The organism is Paenibacillus sp. Leaf72 (assembly GCF_001422685.1).
Taxonomy (GTDB): Bacteria; Bacillota; Bacilli; order Paenibacillales; family Paenibacillaceae; genus Pristimantibacillus.
This window is the reverse complement of record NZ_LMLV01000002.1, coordinates 173,951-193,580: the sequence shown is the minus strand read 5'-3', so window position 1 is coordinate 193,580 and position 19,630 is coordinate 173,951. Positions and strand designations below refer to the sequence as shown.

Below are 19,630 nucleotides of genomic sequence, written 5' to 3'. Positions count from 1 at the left end.
TGATTACGCTTCCGGCTCCGAGCTTTCATATTTGCTGCGGAATTCCGTAGGTGTCAGCCCCGTATGTTTTTTGAACAGCTCGGTGAAATATGGACGATCCCGATAACCTAGCTCATACGTAATATCCTGCACCTGCATGCCTTCCAGCAGCAGCTCCTTCGCCTTGTCCATCCGTGCAGAAGTGACGTATTGCATAAACGTCATCCCAGTCTCTTTTTTAAACAAATTTGAAAAATAGCTCGGGCTCAGATGCACGACATTCGCGCATTCCTGTACCGTCAAATCGGTGCCGAGCCGTCCGCCCACATAATTCATAGCTTGATGGATGAGCTGGCCGACATTGTTTTTCTGGCGCTTCTGGAGCCAGTCGCAGCCAGTCAGTCCTAATTCCTTCACATCTTTAATCAGCTCGGAGGTGGATGAATACCGGCCTTTCTTAATGACGCTCAGCCGTTCATCAAGCCACATGCGCTGCTTGCTATCCGCCTTCTCCGCTATGACACGGTAAATGGAGAAGGCCAGTCCATAAAACAAATTCGTCATCACATCGGGATCAGGCGGCGTCGGATAACGCAGGCATTCCTCGGCAATGCTCACCAGCAGCTTCTCCGTCCCTTCCCGGTTGCCTGAGCGCAAGCAATAAAGCAGCTCCACTTCCTTGTCTGCGGAATAATGCGGGGAAATATGATTTTGCCGTTCAATATCGCTATACGAAATAACACAGCCGCTGCCGGAATAAAACTGATAGCTGAGCGCTGTTTTCGCCTGATTATAGGAAAGGGCGATTTCGCTGATTCCTTCCACGCAGCTTCCGACGCCAATGGAAATGTCCCGCTTGGCATAGCGATTCACATTGTCCCGGCACGCCTCTGCCAGCGCCAGCATTTCCTCTTCCTCATTCGGATTCAGCAATATGACAAATTGGCCCAGATGCTCCCGAAAAACGACACCTTTCGCCTGTTTTTTAATCGTTTCCTCCATAATGTTTTGCACAGCGAAGCGGGTTAGCTCCACTTCCCGCACGGACAGCGGGGAATGCTCGTCCATTAGCCCCTCAATCTGCACAGACATTGCAACGAAACGTCGGGTATCCATATCGATGCTGAGAAACTCCCATTTGTCATAGGCCCGCTCGGGCAGCTCATCATGCCGGATCAGCAGCCGAAAATACTCCTGGCGCAAATAAGGCAGGCTTTCCCTTACTTTGCGCTCCAGCGTCATCCGGTCCAGCTGCTCCAGGCGCTGCGTTTCAATCTTCGCTTTAGCGCGCAGCACGACCTCGACAATTTGCTGCGTCGTAAACGGCTTGACCAAATAATCGAATGCCCCAAGCCGAACGGATTCCTGAGCATAGGTGAAATCGGTAAAGCCGCTGAAAAAAATAACCTTAGCCTCCGGTTCTCCGCTTTCCTTCATCTCACGGACCATATCAATGCCGCTGCGCATCGGCATCCGAATGTCGGTCAGCACAATATGCGGATGCTTCTCTTTAATAAGCTGCAAGCCATCATTGCCATTAGCGGCCGTTCCTACAATTTTGATGCCATGCTCCCCCCAAGGGATTTTGGCCACTATGCCATCGATGACCGTCTTTACATCGTCTATAATGCACATCGTAATTTCGCTCATTCGCTTATCACCTCTTGAATGGGAATAATTAGCTTAACAGAAGTCTGCACGCCAGGCTCGCTTTCAAGCTCCATGGAAGCTTTATATCCGTAATACAGGGACAGCCTTGTACGTACGTTTGCCAGTGCGTAGCTCGTCCGCTCCACTTCCGGACCGTTCAGCATTTTCTCCACACGCTCGGCCTCCATCCCAGTACCATTGTCTGTAACGGTTAGCATGAGCAAGCTCTTGGCAGCATCGGCTTCCACCTCAATGCGGATAACCCCTTCATGAGGCAGCTCCTGAAAACCGTGCAAAATCGAATTTTCCACTAGCGGCTGCAGCAAAATTTTGAGCACGGGCGTATCCAGCAGCTTCTCATCGACCGTCTGTATGCTGTACCTAAACAAATCCGGATAGCACATTTGCTGCAAACTCAAATATTGCGCCACATGCTCCAGCTCCTGCCGCAGCGTCGTAATTTCCCGGCCATTGTTCAGGCCCAGCCGGAAAAGCAGCGATAGCGAAACGATCATGCCGCTGACCGCCTGCTGCTCCTCCATCTCGCTTTTCCAATAAATCGTATTCAACGTGTTGTATAAAAAATGGGGATCAATTTGCGCCTGCAGCGCTTTGATTTCTGATTTGCGCTTGTCCTGCTCGGATGCTTTCACCTCTTCGATTAATTCGCCGATTTGCTCCAGCATCCGGTTGAACTTGTGGCCGACCTGGCTGATTTCATCCTCAAATACGCTCTCGAACCTGACGTCCAGCTTATTCTGCTCCACCTTCACCATAAGATTGCGCAGTTTGAACAGCGGCTTAAGCAGCAGCTCCGACAGCATGCTGGACATAACCAGCGCAAGCAAGACGCAGCCGCCCATAATCGTCAGAATCGTCCAGTTCATGCGCTGAACAGGCTTCAGCAGCTCTGACTTGGACTGATAGCCAAGCAATATCCAGTCGGGATTCATCCCTAGCGCCGCGTAATTGAGCAGATAAGCGTCTCCGCTCTGGCTTGTATATTCGAAGTTCCCTCTTGCGCTGGAACCGACACGCTCATAAATTTGCTGATTGCTTTGCGGCATGCCCTCAGTGGAAGCAAGAACGTTTTTCCCCGTACGGTCAACCACAAGCTGACTGAGGCTGGCGCTCTGCATATCCGCCTGAATCAAATCCAGCAGGTGATCCTCACGGATGTTGACAATGACATACACACCCGGCAGCTGGATATCAAAAAACGGTTTAATAATTAAGGTAATAACGGAGCTTTTCCGGCTGAACAGCTCATCGGCATGTCCCGGCACCCATAGCTTGCTCCATTTTTCCTGCGTTTCCGTTATTTTCTGATTAATAATCGTGCTCTCAAAATCGCTTTTCGGGCTGCGCCGATTTCCCGTCGGATAAAAATCCCCGATTGGCGTATGCACCAGCACCGAGTCAATCGACTGCTCAGCCAGCATGAGCTGGGCAAAAGGCGTTTGCAGCTCAGACAGCCGATTATAATATTCCTTCTTGCTGCTCGACTGCACATCTTTCAGCGTGCGCTGGAAGGGCTCGCCCATCATGAGGGTGGAGACAAGCACAACGATATTTTTCAGGCGCTCATCGAGCACCCTCGCCGACTTATTGAGCGTATCCTGGCTCGTCTTCGTTGCCTGAGATTCCATTTCACGAGAAAAAAACACGGAAACATAAGTTCCCGTGACGGATATACAAACGACGGTCAATAATACGAACGAAACCCACAGACGTCTTTTTAGCGACATTTTTCGAAATATACGTTTCATGCTGTTCATCGCCTCAATGCATATGGAGTTTGTTAGCCTTTAACCGAGCCAGCCGTAACTTGCATAAATGAACGGTTAGCGAAAATATATACGATGAGCATAGGGAAAATCGAAATGCATGCGCCGGCGAGCATCAGTTGATTTTCAACTGCGGCTCCCGCCCCGTAGCGCAAGTTCGCAAGTCCCACGGGCAAGGTTTGTAGATCAGGACGCGAAAGGGAAAAGACGAGCGGCAATATATATTCATTCCATGCATTACGGAAGGTGAATAGCGATACGACAGCCAGCGCTGGGCGCAGGAGCGGTAAAATAATGAGCCAGAAGGTGGTGTAGAAATTACAGCCATCAATGAGCGCCGCTTCATCCAGCTCCCGCGGAATGCCGCGGAAAAAGCCGATTACCATAAAAAAGGCAGTCGCATGCGCACTAATTAGAATAATTATGACGCCCCACAGCGATTTCTGCAAACCAATGGATACCATTAGATCAAATTGTGGACGCAGCACAACCGCACCGATGGAAATAAAAAGAGTGAAGGATTGAAGCAGAATAAACAGTTTCTTTCCTCTGAAAGCAACGCGATCGACCGCATAAGCAGCCATGGAAGATATGAGCAAAGTGCCAACCGTAGCGAACACAGCTACATATAAGCTATTGAAGGTATAAGCGGAGAAATCAGCTTGATTCCACGCCTGCAAATAGTTTTTAAACTGCCAGGAGGAAGGAAGAAACGTCGCTCCGGTTGTCAGCTCCAGGTTCGTCTTGAGGGAGCCGAATAACGCGATTACGATTGGAAAAAGCATCAGTGCTGCCGTAACAAGGAGCAGCAGCCAAACTGGTGTACGAAGTACTATTTTGCGAATGGTCATGATCGTTCCCCCTTTTTAATAAACGTTATTAAGCTTTTTGGACATCCAGAAATACAGCCATGTGACGATACCGACAATAACAGCCGTTGTAAAGCCGACCGCGCTGCCGTAGCCAATATTTTGCACGGACGTGCCAGACGTCGTCAGCGGGAAGAACAGTTTGTACAGGTATAAATACATAACCTCGGTTTTGCCGAAAGGACCGCCCTCCGTCAATACCATAATGCTCTCGTAGCCTTTAAGCGACGTTGTAATCGCAAGCATAATAATCATTTGCAAAACAGGACCGAGCATTGGAATCGTAATGTACCACATCCGCTGCAACGGGTTTACGCCATCCAGCGATGCCGCTTCATACACATCCTCTGGAATGTTCTGAAGACCGGCGATAAATAGCAGCATATAGTTGCCGACTGCTCCCCACACCGCAATAATGACGATCGTCGTCATGGCATGTGCAGCGCCCAGCCAGTCCACTGGAGCGGATACGATGTTCAGCTTCATTAAATACTGATTAATAATGCCGTTGTAGGAGTTAAACACAATATAGAAAACGATGGACATGACAGAGGCGCTGAAAATCGTTGGCAGGAAAAAAATCGCCCGAAACGCATGCCGTCCCCGCAGCTTCCGATTCAATATAACCGCCAATATGAGCGATAGCGGCAGCGTAATAATTAATTTTCCACCCGCATAGATGAAAGTATTCAGAACGGAGTGCCAAAATTCAGCATCCCTTCCCACTCGCGCAAAGTTCTCAAGTCCGATAAACTTCGGTGTCCCAAACCCTTGATAATCAAAAAACATATATCGAAGCGCCCATACAACCGGATAAATGCCGAGCGCCATGGTTAGAAAAAAGCTTGGAAAGCTGAACAAATACGCCCCGATTCGATTTTTATGCATGCCTTCATCTCCCCTTCTTTTGTAGCTTCATTGTATAGGATGCCGCCTTTCATAGGGGATGGGGCAATCAATGATGCTGGGGGGACGAAACGACTATTGTCGTTGTTGACTTGCGGACAATTGTCCGCTAAAATGGTTTTCAGCAGTGCGGACAATTGTCCGCAAGTAAGGAGCGGCATAGGCTGCCTGAATGGAGGCTGAGTGAACCAGCGGGAGCGGGGACATACTGATTTTAGAGCGTTAGCAGCATTGGCACACAAACGAAAGGCATGAGGAGGAACGATTTTGAACACAGGAAGTCTAGATACAGCACCCAAGGATTTGAGTGGAATAAAAAGAGGACCTATTGTAGCGGCACTTATTATAGGCGCATTTGTCGCAATACTGAACGAAACCCTGCTTAATATTGCTTTCCCCGATTTAATGAAGGAGTTTGATATTAGCTACGCGACTATTCAATGGTTGTCGACGGCATATTTGCTCGTAGTCGGCATTTTGGTTCCGATTACGGCACTGCTTCAGCAATGGTTTACCACCCGGCAAATGTTTTTGTCGGCGATGATTTTATTTCTTGTCGGAACCGTCGTCTGCGGCACGGCAACCGTCTTCCCGATGCTGCTTGTCGGCCGCGTCATTCAGGCGCTTGGCACCGGCTTAATGCTTCCGGTCATGATGAATACGATTTTGGTTATTTTCCCGCCGGAAAAACGTGGCGGCGCCATGGGCATGATCGGCCTCGTTATTATGAGCGCGCCAGCTATCGGTCCGACGCTGTCGGGGCTTATTATTGAATCCTTCAATTGGCGCTGGTTGTTTTTCTTAGTTATTCCGCTCGCCGTTTTCTCCATTGTGTTTGCGGCGGTTTATTTGAAAAATGTTTCGGATATCACTCGTCCAAAGGTTGACCTGGTATCGATTTTATTGTCATCCATCGGCTTTGGCGGTCTGATTTACGGCTTTAGTAAAGCAGGTGAGGATGGCTGGGGCAGTTCCATCGTCATTTGGTCTATCGTCGTCGGCGCAATCGCCTTGCTGCTGTTCATTGTGAAGCAGCTCATGTCGAGCCAGCCGCTGCTGGATTTGCGCGCCTTTAAATATCCGATGTTCAGCCTTGTCGCCTTGCTCATGCTGGTGATGATGATGACGCTGTTTTCCACGATGATTTTGCTGCCGCTTTTCCTGCAAAACGCGCTTGGCAAAACCGCTCTGGCTGCCGGACTTATTTTGCTTCCGGGCGGTATTATCAACGGCCTGATGGCTCCGGTTTCCGGCGTGCTGTTCGACAAGTTTGGACCACGGGTGCTCGTCATTCCGGGGCTCGCTATTACAGCGGCAGCGGTATGGATGTTTAACGGCATCGACGAGCTGACAAGTATAGGTTATATTATCTTTATCCATGTTGTGCTGCTAATCGGCGTTTCCATGGTGATGATGCCTGCGCAGACGACAGCGCTCAATCAGCTGCCGCGCAAGCTGTACCCGCATGGCACAGCAATTTTGAATACTTTGCAGCAGGTTGCCGGCGCAATCGGTACTGCTTTATTCATCAGCATTATGTCATCCGGCACAAAAAAATATTTGGAAAGCTCCACTGATCCGGGCTCTCCGCTTGAGCAGGTCAAAGGCTTCGTATCCGGCATGCACAGCGCGTTTCTGGTTGGGCTTATTATTGCCTTCATCGCCTTTGGGCTTGGCTTGTTCATCCGGCGCACCAAAGCACCTGATGTGGAGGAGAAAAGAGCGGCTTAGGGAGTAAATTAAAACTGGGGTTTTCAGTTTTAATTTACGACCCAGGAATAACAAAAAAACGGGCCTTTTCGTTTTTTTGTTATTCCCCTCCGAAGCATTTTTCCTAGAAAGTCGGTTTTGTGTTGCTCCCTCGGAGCGGCTTCGCAGTGAGCATAAAGGAAGTGAAAGCTAGTTGAATTTTGAAATGGATGAGGTGGGCCGGGATATTATCGAGAAGGCCCGCCAGCTTTTTAACGAGCATGGCGTTGAAGCGGTCAATATGCACCAAATTGCGAAAAAGGCAGGCATCGGTCAGGGCACGCTTTATCGGCGTTTTCCAAACAAGGGCGCGCTGTGCATGTCCGTTTTGGATAGCCAATTCGAGCAGTTCATGGCGAATACGATGCGGGACCTAACGGAAAAAGCCGCGCAGCCCGTCGTCATACGCCTTTCGGCCTTTATACAAAGCCTGCTGTTCTTTTCTCTTGAGCTGCGTGAATATATACGTCCTATTCTTTCCGCTATTTGCGCCGAAGAGAAGAACAACCAAGACTGGTTCCTAGCTGAGCCATATACCTTCATGCATGCGACGGTCAGCGGACTGTTGGAGGAAGCCGCAGCAGCAGGGCAGCTGCGACCGCAAATTTTGCCAACCATCGCCGCATCCCTGCTCATTTCCTCATTTTCACCAGAGCTGATGGCCCATTTCGCAGAACAGGGCTACAGTAAGGAATTTATTTCTGAGCAATATAGAGCGACTTTTATTGAGCCAATGTTTATAGAAGCGCCAGAGGCGGGCAAGGACGGCAATTGATTTGCTCCTTCAGTCAGCCCAGCTAAGAAATGTACGTATATCCTTATTATCAAATAAGAGGGTGTCCTATCGGCCTAAATGACCGTGGACACCCTCTTTCTGTTATATAAGATGGTTTATATGAGCTTATTGTATTTTATGTACTTGTTCCGTTAAAGGCCGCCGAAGCTCTACATGAAAAACGGCTGGGCAGGGCATTACTTTTAATAATAGAGGAGATATCCTGTGCTGCGAAAAAATCCGTGTGCACGGTTACAAATTACGAGCAGCAGATGGGAAGGATGGGACATCATGGATCGCCAAGTGAGCACCATACAAGTAGGTGAATATGTGCTTGAATACTCCATTGTGGGCGAAGGATCGCCGCTGCTGCTTTTTCATGGCGGGCACTCCAACTGCTATGAAGAGTTCGGCTACCAGAACCTTGTCGCTTCAGGGTTTTCCATTATCACCCCCTCCCGAGCAGGCTATAGTCAGACCTCCCCTGTTGCCGAGCTGCAGGAAGCCTGTGAGCTATACTTGGCTCTGCTGGATCACCTGCATATTGCAAAAGCACATGTTATTGCAGTTTCAGCGGGTGGGCCGACAGGCATCCTTTTTTGTGCGCAATTTCCTAAACGAGGGGCAAGCCTGACCTTGCAATGTGCAATCACCAAGCCCTGGCTCTCTTCAAACGATACAGCCTATCGCATTGGAAGGCTGATTTTCAAACCCGGGGTGGAAAAAGGAACTTGGCTCATCCTAGCTAGGATGAATAATCTTCTGCCGCGGCTCACGTTTAGGATGCTGCTTTCTTCCTTTTCCACCCTAACACCAGCTGAGGCGTATGCCAGGCTGGATAATCTTGCTGTAGAATTATTTCGCGAAATGAACAACAGACAGCGTTCATATAAAGGCTTTCTTATTGATCTCGAGCACACCCAGAAAGATTATACGAGAGAGTTACGTTCCATTAAAGCTCCTACACTAATTATGCATAGCAAAAATGATCGCTGCGTTGCTCCCAGCCATGCTGAGTATGCCGAAGCCCATATTGTACATTCTGAAGCTTTTATGCTGGATGCATGGGGCCACCTGATCTGGATAGGCAAGCACGCTGCCGAATTTGATCGTAAGCAGATTGCCTTTTTAGCTGAAAATCAATAACAGCCCTCTTCCTCCTTGAGATAGGTGAATTAAGATGGATGAGGGCTGTTTTGGCAGCTTTTAGAAGCTAAGACATCGGCCCTTGGCTCCCGTGAGCTGCCATCAGCTTAAGCTGCTCTCGGTACTGCTTCGGCGTAATGCCTTCATATTTTTTGAAAATCCGAATAAAATAGCTCGCCGTCTGCAGGCCGATTTGCTCTGAAATGCCATCCAGGCTGAGCGGAGAATGATAAAGCAGCTCCTTGGCCCGCTTCATCCGCAGCCGGATGACATAGTCACTGAAGCTTACGCCCGTCTCCTCCTTGAATAACACGCTGAGATAGCTCGGATTCAGATGGACATGCTGGGCGACCTCCTTGATGGACAAAGGCATGCCGATACTTTCATGGATATACTTAACGGCACTAAGAATATAAGCATTGGTCGATGGCACGCCATAGGAAAGCCCGTTTGCCGCTTCCTCCGACTTGGATTGAAACGCTTTTCCGACCGCCTGAATGAGCTGCTCCTGCCGAATCGGCTTCAGCAAATAATCGACGGCGCCAAGCTTCAGCCCTTTCTGGGCATACTCAAATTCTGCAAAGCCAGTGAGCAAAATCGTATTTATGCCATTCTGCTCGCCGCGCAGCGCCTCAAGCAGCTCGATGCCCGTCATGATCGGCATCCGAATATCAGTTATGAGCAGATCATACGGCTTCTCCCGAAGCAGACGGATCGCCTGCTTTCCATTGTCAGCCATATCGACCTGCACCTTGTCCTCCCCCCACTGCTCCAGAGTGAAGGCCACCCCCATGCGCGAGTTGTATTCATCATCAACGACCAATATGCTGTGATTCATCGTCAGAAGCTCCCCTCTCCGGCTCGGGCTTTAGCGGAATTTTCAATACGATCGTCGTCCCGGCGCCCGGCGCGCTGTCAATGGTTAAGCCGTATTGCTTGCCGTAATGAAGCTGGATCAGCTTGCATACATTGAACAGGCCGATCCCGTTTTTGCCCGTAACAAAGGCAATGCTCAAATCATTCTGTAAGCGTTCTCTTATTTGATGCAGCTGGTCCGGGTCTATGCCAATGCCATTATCGTGCACCGTAAAGGAAATGACGCCCGCTTCCTCCCTTACGCGCAGCTTGATCGTGCCGCCATGCTCCATAGGCTCTATGCCATGCACAATAGCATTTTCAACCAGCGGCTGAATCGCGAGCTTGGGAATTCGCACGCTGCCGAGCTGCTGCTCGCAGTCGATTTCAATGGCGAGCCTGTCGCGCCAGCGCATTTTCATAATATCGCCATACCGCTTGACCTGCTCCAGCTCCTCATCGATGGTGACAAATCCGTCCTGGGTGCTTGAATGAATCGTATACCGGAACAAATCGGCCAGCTGAATGACGGTTTGCGCCAGCTCCTGCTCTCCTTTGCGGATATGATCCCAGTAGAGCGAATCGAGCGTATTGAATAGAAAATGCGGATTGATTTGGGAATGAAGCGCTTTAATTTCACTTTTGCTCTTCACAATTTCAATCTCGTATACGGATTTAATCAAATAATTAATCTGCTTAACCATCTGGTTATACGTCATATTCAGCTGATTAACCTCGCGGTTGAAATACTGGTCGGGATTTTCCCGCGGACTGCCGTGCTTGCCGCCCTGAATGATGCGCGTCAGGCTTCGGATCGGCGAGGTAATAAACTTGGACAAATAATAAGACAGCAGGGCAAATACGAAAATGCTCAGCACGCTCGCCCACAGCAGCACATCACGCAAAAAGTAAATGTCGGCGGTCAGCGTTTGCTTGGGAATCATAATTTGCAGCTTCCAGCCTGTCGACCGTATCGCCCGCTCTACCGTTACATAATCGCCGCTCTCCCCTTCAAGTGCGCCGACAGACAGAAGCAGGCCGCTGTCTTCCCCCACGTTCATGCTGTTATTGTTCTCGTCAAGAAGACGCATCACCCGGCCTTTATCCTTCGCCTTGTCCGTAGTGGCCAGCTCAATAATCGAAGGCTTAAGCCGAATGAGCAAATAGCCGCCCTTCGCATATTTCTCTTTCTCCAGCTTGACCTGCCTGACAGCCAGCAAATATTCCGGATTGTCCGGATCACGTCCGATCCATATAATGGCTCCGGCCTGATGAATTTCATCCGCCTGCTTTAAATAACGCTCCTCTACCCGTTCTCCGATGCTCTTCTCCACGATGGGGTAGAGGCTGCGAGACAAGCTGTAAAGCTCAATATCCTTTATCGTATCTGAGTAGGCCGTCTTCTCGATGAGCAGCCTCCTCAGCTTCATTCGTTCGTCATAAACCGCCAAGTGCCCCTGCTTCTCGAGGCCGAGCGCTTCTTGTATCCGGTCATCCATGGCGAGCTGCAGCGTCAGAACGTTAACCTCGTTAAGCTGCGATTCCAGCCTCCCGCTTGCTTGCAGCGCAATCTCGTCAATGTACAGTGCCGCATTTTCCCGCTGCACCTTGGACAGCAGCACATAGAGGCTGCTTACCGTAATGAGCAGGACAATGGACATGGTCAAAATAAAGCTGACAAAAATTTGGCCTCTCGTCTGATCCAGCCCTATTTTTTTGAAATAGCCCACTTTGTCTTCCTCCAGTAAAACTTGCACAAAACCTATCCTCTCGAAAGTTCATGAAAGGATAGGCTTTGTCCGCATACGATTATTTATTAGGATAGATCATGATTTTTATACTCGTGTCCTTCTGCGTGCGGGCCATTTCTACCGCTTCCTTCGTATCCCGCAGCGCATATTTATGGGTAATGACCTTCTCGATGTCCACGCTGGACTGGCTGAGTGCTTGAATGGCGCCCGGGTAGGTGTTCGCATAACGGAACAATCCGAGCACATCTACCTCAGCATCGATGATCGCGTTCACATCAACCGGAATTTCGGAGGCTGCCGGCATACCGACAAGCACAATGCGTCCGCCGCGCTTGACGGTGCGAACCGCATCGGCGATCGCCCGTCCGTTCCCCGATGTCTCAACGATAACGGTAACGCCTTTTCCGCCGGTCAATTCAGCAATGCGCGCCTGCACATCCTCTTTCATCGGATCAATAATCGCCGTAACGCCCATTTCCTTCGCCAGCTCCTGGCGGAAGGGCACAACGTCCGTCGCATAAATTTCACTTACGCCAAATACCTTTGCTGCCTGAATGGCAAGCAGGCCGATCGGGCCAAGCCCGGTTACGAGCAGACGGTCTGCCGGAGTAACCTTTGCGCGATTCATCGCGTGAAGGCCTACCGACAACGGTTCCAGAAGCGCGCCCTGCTCAAAGCTGATTTCACCCGGCAGCTTGAATAGGAAATCGCTGCGTACCGCTACATACTCAGCCCATGCGCCGTCAACCGGCGGCGTTGCCATGAACACAACGTCCGGGCACAAATTGTAACGGCCCGACTTGCAATATTCACAGCGTCCGCAGGCTACGCCCGGCTCTACCGCTACCCGGTCGCCAATCGCGACATTGGATACGCGTGCGCCGACAGCAACGACCTCGCCAGCCAGCTCATGGCCGAGAATAATCGGTTTTTCTACGACGTAGCGGCCAATTCTTCCGTGCTCATAATAATGAACGTCCGAGCCGCATACGCCAATGCAATATACTTTGACGAGCGCCTCATCGTCTTTCGGCGTCGGAACGGGTACTTTTTGAATCTCGATATCCAGCGGTTTGTTCATTACGGCTGCATCCATTACGTTTATGCTCATCATCAGCTCACCTTTCAGAATACTTGAAATAATCAAAGTCCGCATACTTGCCTCGTCCGCTTAAATCCTGTACGCAAATGCCGATAAATGCCCCGGTGAAGCCTTGATCCAGCGCAATGCCATCCTTCACCAGCTCGGCGTTTTCATCCGATATTTTGCTGGCATCCAGAACAGGACCAATTGGCTGCCAAGCCGCTCCAGCCAGCGAATAATAAAATTGCAGCGCCTCATGGCGGACTTCCGCCTTCAAATAGCAGCGCTCGGCCCCATCAATCGATACGGGCTGCTCAAGCGGCTCATCATAGACAGAGCGGTCGCTCGACATAATGCCGAGGCATTTGCCCAGCTGCTCATCGCGGCTGATCCATAAGTAATAATAATTCTTTGTATTGTAATAGTATACAAGCCCGGCAAGCTGCTGATAAGTATCTGGCTCAAATTCAACGACCGTTTCAGCATCTACTGTGAACGATTGCTGGCGGCGTGCGATCAGGCTCTGCCGGTGGGAGGAATACAGCGATTCTCTTCCCTTCAGCCTCATATGGCCGGGACGCTCCTTCAGCGTTGCCCATTGCTCGCTCCGCGGCTCGCGCAGCGTATGAAGATGAATGCTGATCGCATCCCCGTCAAAATGCTCGATCTCCGGCTCCGCCGCAAAACGATGCTCCGGAAGCGCAGGCGCGCTCACCTGAACTTCTGGAGAATGGCCTCCGCTGATAAGGCGCAGCCAGCCGTCCTCCGTCCAAACGACCCTCTGAAGGGCCGTTTCCCGTCCAAGCGTGCAGCTTCCCGAAGGGCTGAGCGGCCGCGCGCACAGATGGGCAATGTACAGCTGCCCAGCCTGCGTCTCAACCAGACTGACATGACCCGCCTTTTGCAGCTCAAGCTCTGGGCGGTCCGCCGACGTAATAAGCGGCCCAGCCGGATCGGCCTCGTAGGTGCCAAGCAGCGTCCGGGAGCGAGCAACCGTCGCCGCATGGCCAAAACGCGTGCCGCCCTCGGCGGTAATCAAATAATAATAGCCGTCATGGCGGTAAATGTGAGGACCTTCGGTCAAGCCAAGCGGCGTGCCGTCGAATATCGTTTGAATCGGCCCCGTCAGCGCCTTTAATTCCTCGGAATACTGCTGAATAACGATGCCGCCAAACGGGTTTTTCCCTTTGCGGTGATCCCATGTCAAATTGACCAGCCATTTGGTGCCATCCTCATCATGGAACAGGGAAGGGTCAAAGCCGCTGCTGTTCAAATAAATCGGCTCTGACCAAGGCCCCATAATCTCGGTTGCTGTAACGACATAGTTATGCGTGTCCTTGAAAGGCCCCATATGGCTCTTCACATCGGTAAACACCAGGTAGAAGATGCCGTTATGGTAGCTCAGGCACGGCGCCCATACTCCGCCGGAGTCGGGATTGCCGATCATATCGAGCTGGCTCGCCCGGGTAAGCGGGTGCGTGAGCACCCGCCAGTTTTTCAAATCGCGAGAATGATGAATTTGGACACCGGGAAACCATTCGAAAGTCGAGGTCGCAATATAATAATCGTCTCCGACACGAATGATCGAAGGATCGGGGTTGAAGCCCCGAAGTATCGGATTGTTAATTACGTTAATCGTAAACGCCTCCTGTCTCGTAAGTTCTAGCTGCTATTACTTGATTTTCGCCAGCTCGTCTTTTACGCTGCTTGCGTTTTGACCGACGATCGCACCGACCGAGTTCAAAAACTGCTCCGCACGCTTCGCGTCAAGCGCTTGGTCGTAGTAGCTGAAGAAGCCTTCCAGGCTGCTGCTGATCGAGCTGTCGTAGGCAAACGCCAGCGGGTTCATTTTCGCCTCGTCAAGTCCAGGGTTTTTCATCGGGCTGATGTTCGCGCCCTCGTTAATTTCTTTCCGTTGCAGCGAGTCTGTGAGGAAACGGATCGCCTCATAAGCAGCTTCTTGGTTCGTCTTCGAGGAAATCGCCATGCCGGCGCCGAAGCCGCCTTGGTAAATGTTAATGCCGCCTTGGCCGCCATCAACTGTCGGGAATGGCACAAAGCCTACTTTATCGGCAAAGTCGCCATCCAGGAAGGAGTTCATTGCCCATTCGCCTTGCAAATACATCGCAGCTTTGCCGTTCGTGAACAGCGATTCCGCCGCTGCATAATCAAGGCCAAGGAAGCCATTGATGAAGCCTTTATGATCGACAGCAAGCTCACGCAGCATTTCGCCTGCTTTCACAAAGCTGTCCTGAGTGAAATCGGCTTCGCCTTTTTTCGCTTTCTCGAACGGCTCCATGCCGCCGATGCGCTGTGCCAGATAAGAGAACCAGTGCAGAACCGGCCAGCGGTCTTTGCCTGCAACTGTAATCGGCACGATATTTTTAGCGTTCAGTTGGTCTACAACGCTTAGCAGCTCCGCGTAGGTTGTCGGAGGAGTCAGGCCATTTTCCTCAAAAATTTGCTTGTTGTACCACAGGGATACTCCGCTGAACAGAACGGGAATACCGTAGTTTTTGCCGTCGTAAGAGAACGTTTCCAATCCGCCGTTAAGCACATCGTTTTTGAATGCTTCATCCTTGTTAAGCGGCTCGGTAATATCGCCCAGCATGCTGTTGGATACGAGCGTGTCGAAAGTTTCACCGCTCCAATACGTAATAATATCCGGTACCTGGTTGCCTGTAATGGCTACTTTCATTTTTGTTTTCAAAGCCTCGTCTTCAAAAAACTCAGCCGTAAGCTCCACATTCGGATGCTCGTCGTTGAATTGCTTGATCGACTTTTCAATAATATCTTTGTTTCTCGTCTCCATGCTCCACATGGTCAGCTTCGTTACATCGCCCGATGCTGCCTCCGTCGCTTCGCCTTCCGCCTTGTTTCCGGCGTTAGAGCAGCCTGCCATCACTACCATCATCATTGCCAACAATAAAATAAGACCCTTTTTCATGTTTGTTTCCCCCTTGAATAGTGTCGAATGCCGCAGCTCATAAATAGATGTTCCGATCAACCTTTAACCGAGCCCGCTACAACCCCCTTTTGAATATACTTTTGCAGAAACATATATAAAATAATGATTGGAGCTGTCGTAATGACCAATGCCGCGCTGATGAGCGAATAATCGGCACTGAAGTTGCCTTTGAACATCATAAGGCCGAGCGGCAGTGTTTTGAGCGATTCTTTGGATACCATAACGAGCGGAAAGACGAAATCATTCATAATGTTGAAAAAGGAAAGAATCGTAATCGTCGCCAGCACAGGCTTCGCAATTGGAAAATACACTTTGAAAAACGTCTGGTAGATCGAGCAGCCGTCAATCATGGCCGCCTCCTCCAGCTCCTTCGGCACCCCTTGAAAGAAACCATGGGCAATAAAGACAGCGACCGGAAGATTAAAGGCGACATAAGGGAAAAACAACGCCCAGAACGAATCATACATGCCCAGCTTGTTCGCCATCGTAAACAATGGAATCAAGGTGCTGTGGATCGGAATCATCATGCCGAGAAAAAATGCCCCCAGCAGCAGCTTCGAGCCTTTAAACGGCCGAATCGATAAATAAAAGCCAATCAGCGTCGATACGACCAGCAGCCCGACAACCGAGAAGAAAGTAATGTACAAGCTGTTGAACAAATAGCCGTTGATTCCTTGGTTCCAGGCCTGCACAAAATTATCGAAATGCCACGATTCCGGCAGCCCCCAAGGGTTGGCGAAATACTCTTTGTTGGTTTTGAATGAGGAAATGACCATCCATACGAACGGATATCCTGTAAATACGAGATGCACCAGTAACAGCACATACAGCAGCAATCGGGAAAAACCTTTGCCACGCGTCCCCGCCGGCTGCATTGTTTGAGTCGCGCTCACCTTCATCTCTCCTTTCTCTTATTCGAATCTGGCGCCTGTACGGCTCAGAAGCTTGGAAATAATAAATGCGAGGCACAGCCCGAACAGCAGCAGGAAAGTAGAGATGGTGCTGCCATATCCGAAGTCCATCATGCGGAATGCATTTTTCATCATATAGCTTGCTAGCACTTCACTGCTATTATTCGGCCCGCCGCCCGTCATAATATAAATCAGGTCGAAATATTTCAAAGAATTAATCACACAGTTCAGCACCGTGAACGTAATGGTCGGCCAGATCAGCGGGATTTGGATGCTGAAAATAATTCTCCACTCTCCTGCGCCCTCTACTCGTGCCGATTCCAGCACCTCTTCGGAAATGCCCTGAAGCGCTCCGAAATAGACGATAATATAAAAGCCGATAAACTGCCAAGCAACAACTGCGATTACCGACCCTAGCGCCGTCGCTTCCTCTCCGAGCCAGGCATGTGCCCAGTTGTCGAGCCCAAGCTGCATAAGCAAATTATTCAGCAGCCCGAAATTCGGGTCGTAAATTTGCCCCCACAAAATGCCAAGCACGGCTGTAGACAGCATAACCGGCGTGAAATAAATCGTTTTCAAAAAATTCGACCCTCTCAGCTTGTAGCTAAGCACAATGGCAAAGAACAAACCGACAGGCAGCTGAATTAAAAGCGCTCCCAAAGTTAAGTACACGGAATTTTTAAGCGAGGTCCATAGAATCGGATCATGAATCAGCCGATTGAAATTGTCCCCTCCATTAAAAATCTTTGCCGAAACTCCGTCCCATTGGAAGAAGCTATAATAAATGCTCATACTGATCGGCACAACTACGATTGCCAAAAAAATCAACAGCGCGGGACCCATGAAAAACAGTCTGCTGCCCAAGCGTCTGACGCCTGTCTCGTTCATCCGTAACACCCTCTCCTAGCTTAATGCGCATGATGCCTGTTGCGTTGTATCCGTTTTCATTATTTTATCAATGACATAAATCATTGTAATGACACGTTGATTAGGTAAAATAGCACTTTCATTGGTTCGTCCGGTCGGGCGATGGAATAAAACAAAAAAAACCGCATTCGTCTGAATGCAGTTCTTTTGAGAGGAAGCTTTTAGTTTGTGCCGACTATTGTAGTAGGACGTGAATGGGAACATAATACCCCCAAATCCTGCTAGAAGCAGCCCGCGTCAAACGTATTCCCGATCGATAGGCTTGGTGGACACAGAAGACCCTATTTCTATCGAATAACGGGTTATGGCATAGTTCGCGGACTCAGGAGCAGCTATTGCGATGCCAATCACCATTTTGAAGGGATAATGAGGACGATAACGGATCTCCTGTCCGCATACTGCCCGAAATCGCATAAAAAGCCAGAATAGCGGAACCTCAGTCCCAATCATCCTTAAACTCTTCTGGGCCAACATCCATTTTAAAATCGCCTTTTTCATAAAGAAGCGGACTGCGCTCCACCCCGTCTTTGGAGTATTTTTCAACGTGACTGACTCGCATTTGCTTGGCATCTGTGAAATCGATGTGGGCAATTGCCACCCAATAGGCGTAATCGTTTTTCTCGAGAAGTGGTGCTGTTACGGTTTGGCCCTGATGATTATCAACAACTGCGCGAACCTTCATTGATTTAAAGCTGCCCGTTCCATTGCTTAATGCGCTATAGGCGGCAAATAAAACGAAGCTTAACGCTTCCGGCCGATGAATGACAATCGTTTCTTTACCATGCCCCAAAGCATCCCCATCCAGTTGAATGTAAGGTGCAGTATGTGGCGATCCAAGGTTGCGATAATAGATTTTGCCGACCTGCCTGTCCTTTGTTACATAAAAACAATACAGATCCAAATCCTTATCCGTTTGCCATTCCAGAGTCGCCGTAACCTTGGATGACTTTTGAATGCTAATGCTCTCTTTCTTCTTGAGCTCTATTTTTAGCAATTGGTTTGGCTTTGCAGGGGAAACAGCGGGTTCAGCAGCAGCAGCCACTTCCGCATGTGATTCGCTGTATACTTTGAGTCCAAAGTTGCTAACAAGAGCGGCGAGCCCTCCCTCAAAACCGCTTCCGACGGCGCTAAACTTCCACTCCCCTTTATGGAGATAAAATTCGCCAACAACGATGGCTGTTTCTTTGCTAAGGCCTTCTCCGAAGTTAAATCTTCCTATCTCTTCTCCGTTGATCGGATTATAGATTCGCCCTATGGCGCTGCGAACTTGCGAAAAGGCTTGGCCGTTCAATTCCCCATCATGAATGGTGAGTGTTACCGCGATTTTATGTATATCACTCGGTATCTTTCCTACCGAAATTTTTATAAGCTCTCGATCACCATTCGCCTGACCTGAGTGTGCAACGGCATGCTGCCGGCTGGACTGTTGATTGTAGAAGATCATATCTTCATCCTGGGCACATACACCTGCTTGATTTAAGAGAAAAGCTGATGCATTTATATCGATTGCTGGATCTGCCGCCTGCCAAGAAAGCCCAATTGCAATATCAGTAATCCCGCGACCTTTTGTAACATCGATTTTTTGACCTTTTGTGAGGATCATGGATAACCCCTCCTTATCAATCTCCTATTTTACAAAATGACACATTTTTAGTATATCACACGAATTAATGACTATAGACATCGTAACAGCTTCTTAGATTTCTCTTCACCCAAGTCATGCAAAAGCAATGAACCAAACACAAAAAATAAAATAACAGGATTGACTTTCTGCTCAGAAGTAACTATGATAGTTACAACGGTGGTGATAACAATGAAACAACTCAGCAGCCGCTTCTCGATGGGAGTCCATATTTTGACGTTGATTGCTGTTATGCCGGGAGATTGCACAGGGGATATTATTGCTGGCAGCGTGAATACGAATCCCGTCGTCATCCGAAGAATTATGGCCCAGCTGAAAAAAGCCCGCTTGATTAGCGTCCGGCCCGGTGTTGGGGGTGCTACTCTTTTGAAAGACCCCGCATCTATTAGCTTATTGGAAGTGTATCATGCGGTTGAAGTCATTGATGAGGGGCCCTTGTTCAATTTTCATCAAAATTCTAGTCCGCGCTGCCCTGTAGGCAGAACCATTGAAGCCTCGCTTACGGCAGAACTGGCTGAAGCCCAAGCTGCTATGGAGCAGAAATTAAGCAGCGTGAGCATCGCGAAGATGATGGGACAAGTAGGTTGAAAAAAGCTCTTGCAGCAGCTTTTTTTATGCGCTCGTTGTAACC

At 49.6% G+C, this 19,630-nt stretch carries 16 protein-coding genes; 4 read left to right on the top strand and 12 right to left on the bottom strand.

All coding sequences use genetic code 11. The features are described from left to right. Positions 1-3 precede the first annotated feature (3 nt). The 4 genes from ASF12_RS10090 to ASF12_RS10075 are packed head-to-tail and all read right to left on the bottom strand — an operon-like array spanning position 4 to position 5,173. Complete coding sequence (locus tag ASF12_RS10090) at positions 4-1,629, bottom strand: helix-turn-helix domain-containing protein (RefSeq protein ID WP_056033472.1); 1,626 nt, start codon at positions 1,627-1,629, stop codon at positions 4-6. Further along, positions 1,626-3,398, bottom strand: coding sequence for a sensor histidine kinase (locus tag ASF12_RS10085; RefSeq protein ID WP_056033470.1), 1,773 nt, complete (start codon positions 3,396-3,398; stop codon positions 1,626-1,628). Before ASF12_RS10085 ends, ASF12_RS10090 begins: the two co-directional genes overlap by 4 nt. A 32-nt stretch (positions 3,399-3,430) precedes the next feature. Then, positions 3,431-4,267, bottom strand: a complete 837-nt coding sequence (locus ASF12_RS10080; protein ID WP_056033467.1) for a carbohydrate ABC transporter permease — start codon at positions 4,265-4,267, stop codon at positions 3,431-3,433. Between the two features lie 15 nt (positions 4,268-4,282). Next, a complete protein-coding gene (locus tag ASF12_RS10075; RefSeq protein WP_056033465.1) occupies positions 4,283-5,173 on the bottom strand; it encodes a carbohydrate ABC transporter permease in 891 nt (296 codons plus the stop codon). A gap of 285 nt (positions 5,174-5,458) precedes the next feature. Here ASF12_RS10075 and ASF12_RS10070 point away from each other — a divergent pair, with 285 nt between their 5' ends. The 3 genes from ASF12_RS10070 (at position 5,459) to ASF12_RS10060 (ending at position 8,861) form a co-directional block, all read left to right on the top strand. Beyond that, a complete protein-coding gene (locus ASF12_RS10070) occupies positions 5,459-6,922 on the top strand; it encodes a DHA2 family efflux MFS transporter permease subunit (RefSeq protein ID WP_056033463.1) in 1,464 nt (487 codons plus the stop codon). Between the two features lie 172 nt (positions 6,923-7,094). Then, entirely contained in the window at positions 7,095-7,715 is a 621-nt protein-coding gene (locus ASF12_RS10065) for a TetR/AcrR family transcriptional regulator (protein WP_056033460.1), read from the top strand. A gap of 291 nt (positions 7,716-8,006) precedes the next feature. Beyond that, positions 8,007-8,861 carry an alpha/beta fold hydrolase gene (locus tag ASF12_RS10060; RefSeq protein WP_056033457.1) on the top strand — a complete coding sequence of 285 codons (855 nt, stop codon included), beginning with the start codon at positions 8,007-8,009 and terminating at the stop codon, positions 8,859-8,861. Positions 8,862-8,928: 67 nt separating this feature from the next. Here ASF12_RS10060 and ASF12_RS10055 read toward each other — a convergent pair whose 3' ends face one another. The 8 genes from ASF12_RS10055 to ASF12_RS10015 form a co-directional block, all read right to left on the bottom strand. Continuing rightward, positions 8,929-9,699, bottom strand: a complete 771-nt coding sequence (locus ASF12_RS10055) for a response regulator transcription factor (protein WP_056033454.1) — start codon at positions 9,697-9,699, stop codon at positions 8,929-8,931. Then, positions 9,674-11,473 carry a sensor histidine kinase gene (locus tag ASF12_RS10050; protein WP_155973003.1) on the bottom strand — a complete coding sequence of 600 codons (1,800 nt, stop codon included), beginning with the start codon at positions 11,471-11,473 and terminating at the stop codon, positions 9,674-9,676. The genes ASF12_RS10055 and ASF12_RS10050 overlap by 26 nt, the downstream gene beginning before the upstream one ends. Positions 11,474-11,525: 52 nt before the next feature. Then, the gene (locus ASF12_RS10045; RefSeq protein ID WP_327204912.1) at positions 11,526-12,548 is read right to left on the bottom strand and encodes an NAD(P)-dependent alcohol dehydrogenase; all 1,023 of its coding nucleotides are present in this window, start codon (positions 12,546-12,548) and stop codon (positions 11,526-11,528) included. A 37-nt stretch (positions 12,549-12,585) separates the two neighbouring features. Beyond that, positions 12,586-14,187, bottom strand: coding sequence for a glycoside hydrolase family 43 protein (locus ASF12_RS10040; protein WP_056033449.1), 1,602 nt, complete (start codon positions 14,185-14,187; stop codon positions 12,586-12,588). Positions 14,188-14,223: 36 nt separating this feature from the next. Beyond that, positions 14,224-15,498, bottom strand: a complete 1,275-nt coding sequence (locus ASF12_RS10035) for an ABC transporter substrate-binding protein (protein WP_056033446.1) — start codon at positions 15,496-15,498, stop codon at positions 14,224-14,226. Positions 15,499-15,554: 56 nt separating this feature from the next. Next, a complete protein-coding gene (locus ASF12_RS10030) occupies positions 15,555-16,412 on the bottom strand; it encodes a carbohydrate ABC transporter permease (protein ID WP_162241889.1) in 858 nt (285 codons plus the stop codon). Between the two features lie 18 nt (positions 16,413-16,430). After that, a complete protein-coding gene (locus ASF12_RS10025) occupies positions 16,431-17,318 on the bottom strand; it encodes a carbohydrate ABC transporter permease (RefSeq protein WP_056033439.1) in 888 nt (295 codons plus the stop codon). A gap of 475 nt (positions 17,319-17,793) precedes the next feature. Then, positions 17,794-18,960, bottom strand: a complete 1,167-nt coding sequence (locus tag ASF12_RS10015) for a TerD family protein (RefSeq protein WP_056033433.1) — start codon at positions 18,958-18,960, stop codon at positions 17,794-17,796. 210 nt (positions 18,961-19,170) lie between these two features. Here ASF12_RS10015 and ASF12_RS10010 point away from each other — a divergent pair, with 210 nt between their 5' ends. Further along, a complete protein-coding gene (locus tag ASF12_RS10010) occupies positions 19,171-19,587 on the top strand; it encodes an Rrf2 family transcriptional regulator (protein WP_056033431.1) in 417 nt (138 codons plus the stop codon). Positions 19,588-19,630 lie beyond the last annotated feature (43 nt).

Bases quoted from the DNA above. Each gene is read 5' to 3' on its own strand.
- ASF12_RS10090 (WP_056033472.1), bottom strand. From the start codon at position 1,629: ATGAGCGAAATTACGATGTGCATTATAGACGATGTAAAGACGGTCATC.
- ASF12_RS10085 (WP_056033470.1), bottom strand. From the start codon at position 3,398: ATGAAACGTATATTTCGAAAAATGTCGCTAAAAAGACGTCTGTGGGTT.
- ASF12_RS10080 (WP_056033467.1), bottom strand. From the start codon at position 4,267: ATGACCATTCGCAAAATAGTACTTCGTACACCAGTTTGGCTGCTGCTC.
- ASF12_RS10075 (WP_056033465.1), bottom strand. From the start codon at position 5,173: ATGCATAAAAATCGAATCGGGGCGTATTTGTTCAGCTTTCCAAGCTTT.
- ASF12_RS10060 (WP_056033457.1), top strand. From the start codon at position 8,007: ATGGATCGCCAAGTGAGCACCATACAAGTAGGTGAATATGTGCTTGAA.
- ASF12_RS10055 (WP_056033454.1), bottom strand. From the start codon at position 9,699: ATGAATCACAGCATATTGGTCGTTGATGATGAATACAACTCGCGCATG.
- ASF12_RS10045 (WP_327204912.1), bottom strand. From the start codon at position 12,548: ATGAACAAACCGCTGGATATCGAGATTCAAAAAGTACCCGTTCCGACG.
- ASF12_RS10035 (WP_056033446.1), bottom strand. From the start codon at position 15,498: ATGAAAAAGGGTCTTATTTTATTGTTGGCAATGATGATGGTAGTGATG.
- ASF12_RS10025 (WP_056033439.1), bottom strand. From the start codon at position 17,318: ATGAACGAGACAGGCGTCAGACGCTTGGGCAGCAGACTGTTTTTCATG.
- ASF12_RS10015 (WP_056033433.1), bottom strand. From the start codon at position 18,960: ATGATCCTCACAAAAGGTCAAAAAATCGATGTTACAAAAGGTCGCGGG.
- ASF12_RS10010 (WP_056033431.1), top strand. From the start codon at position 19,171: ATGAAACAACTCAGCAGCCGCTTCTCGATGGGAGTCCATATTTTGACG.